The 1,604-nt window shown below is 59.1% G+C and carries 2 protein-coding genes and 1 pseudogene; all 3 read right to left on the bottom strand.

The window, feature by feature from the left end; all coding sequences use genetic code 11:
* Positions 1–305: pseudogene (locus KVT38_RS33315) on the bottom strand (glutamate synthase); the annotation flags it as partial.
* A 105-nt stretch (positions 306–410) separates the two neighbouring features.
* Positions 411–932: a dihydrofolate reductase gene (locus KVT38_RS33310; protein WP_217598036.1), complete on the bottom strand. Its 522-nt coding sequence runs from the start codon at positions 930–932 to the stop codon at positions 411–413.
* Between the two features lie 111 nt (positions 933–1,043).
* Positions 1,044–1,604, bottom strand: a 561-nt coding sequence (thyA, locus tag KVT38_RS33305) for a thymidylate synthase (RefSeq protein WP_217598035.1), incomplete at its 5' end; no start/stop codon positions are given.

The following is a 1,604-nucleotide window of genomic DNA, read 5'->3' as shown; positions in this document are numbered from 1 at the left end:
GTGAACTCGGGGAAATTGTTCGTCTTGGCGTGACGCTCGTAAGCCTCTCTCCACAGCCCGTGGTAGATCAGGTTGTTCCACTCAGGTATCAGGTTGTTGACCGGGCAGCCCGAAGCGCCGCCGGACAACTCCATCCCGGTATGGCAATATGGCGTTCCGCAGTCCATGCAGCGCGCTCCCTGGGTGCGCAGCTGTTCTTCGGAGAACATGCGGTGGAACTCGTTCCAGTCCTTGATCCGTTCAAGGGGGTCGCGATCGCTAGGCAGCTCGCGTTGATATTCCATAAATCCCGTAGGCGTCGACATCCCATTTCCTCCATCTGTCGGTAATTCGCGTGTCTGGCCGCATATTGCCGCCGGGTCAGAGCACCGTTATATATGATAGACCATCTTACCTGACGACCCGTGTCATCAGAATGGATTATCCCCTCTATTGTTTGCACTTTCCGCTGTGCGGCGCTCGTAGACGCACATATCGAAGGCGATCGGATTGCGCTCGTCCGCCGACTGCGACTGTTTGGACGTCAGCACCCAAACCGAACGGTCGAAGCTCGGAAATACGGCGTCGCCCGCCACGTCTTCGGAAAGCTCCGAGAGCAGCAGCCGGTCCGCATGCGGCAGCAGCTGCGCGTAGACGTCGGCGCCGCCGGCCACCATGAGGTCTTCGCCGCCGTACCGCGCAAGCGCCTCCTCTACGGAACGGACGATGACGCAGCCCTCGGGGGCCTCGGTCATCGTCCTGGACAAAATGACGTTCGTCCGGCCGGCCAGCGGCTTCGGCAGCGAGCGGAACGTCTTGCTCCCCATCAATACGGGTTTGCCCATCGTCTGGGCTTTGAAATACGCCATCTCGTCCTTCAGTCGCCAAGGCAGGGCGTTATCCGCCCCGATGACGCCGTTCTTCGCGACGGCGGCGATCAACGTGACGGACATGCGCCACCGCCTCCCTGCTATCGTTTCTTTTGTATAACTATCATAACATACGAGGCTTCCCGGCGACTATCAGCCAAAAATCGACTGTTTTTCGACAACAAACACAGCAGCCTACACCGCTACTGGCGCTTTGATCGCAGGATGATGCTGGTAGCCCTCGAAGACAAAATCTTCGAATTTGTAATCGAAAATGGAGTCGGGCTTGCGCAAGATGGAGAGCTTGGGCAGCGGCAGCGGCTCGCGCGTAAGCTGAAGCTTCACCTGCTCGAGATGGTTGGCGTAAATATGCACGTCTCCGCCGGACCAGATGAACTCGCCGACTTCGAGGTCGCATTGCTGGGCGACCATATGGGTGAGCAACGCATAGGAGGCAATATTGAACGGCAGTCCGAGGAACGTATCGACGGAGCGCATCGTCAGCATGCACGAGAGCTTGCCGTCCGCCACGTAAAATTGAAAGACGAAGTGGCACGGCGGCAGCTTCATCCGGTCGATCTCCGCGACATTCCAGGCGCTTACGATATGGCGGCGCGATTCGGGATTGCGCTTGATGGCGTCGACGACCTGCGCGATCTGATCGATCGTGCGGCCGTCCGGCGTCTCCCACGCGCGCCATTGTGAGTCGTATACCGGCCCGTGATCGCCGTTCTCGTCGTCCGCGGCGGCGAGATT

Origin of the sequence: Cohnella sp. GbtcB17, from assembly GCF_019091135.1 — a bacterium.
Taxonomy (GTDB): domain Bacteria; phylum Bacillota; class Bacilli; order Paenibacillales; family Paenibacillaceae; genus Cohnella.
This window is presented reverse-complemented; position numbering and strand designations above follow the sequence as displayed.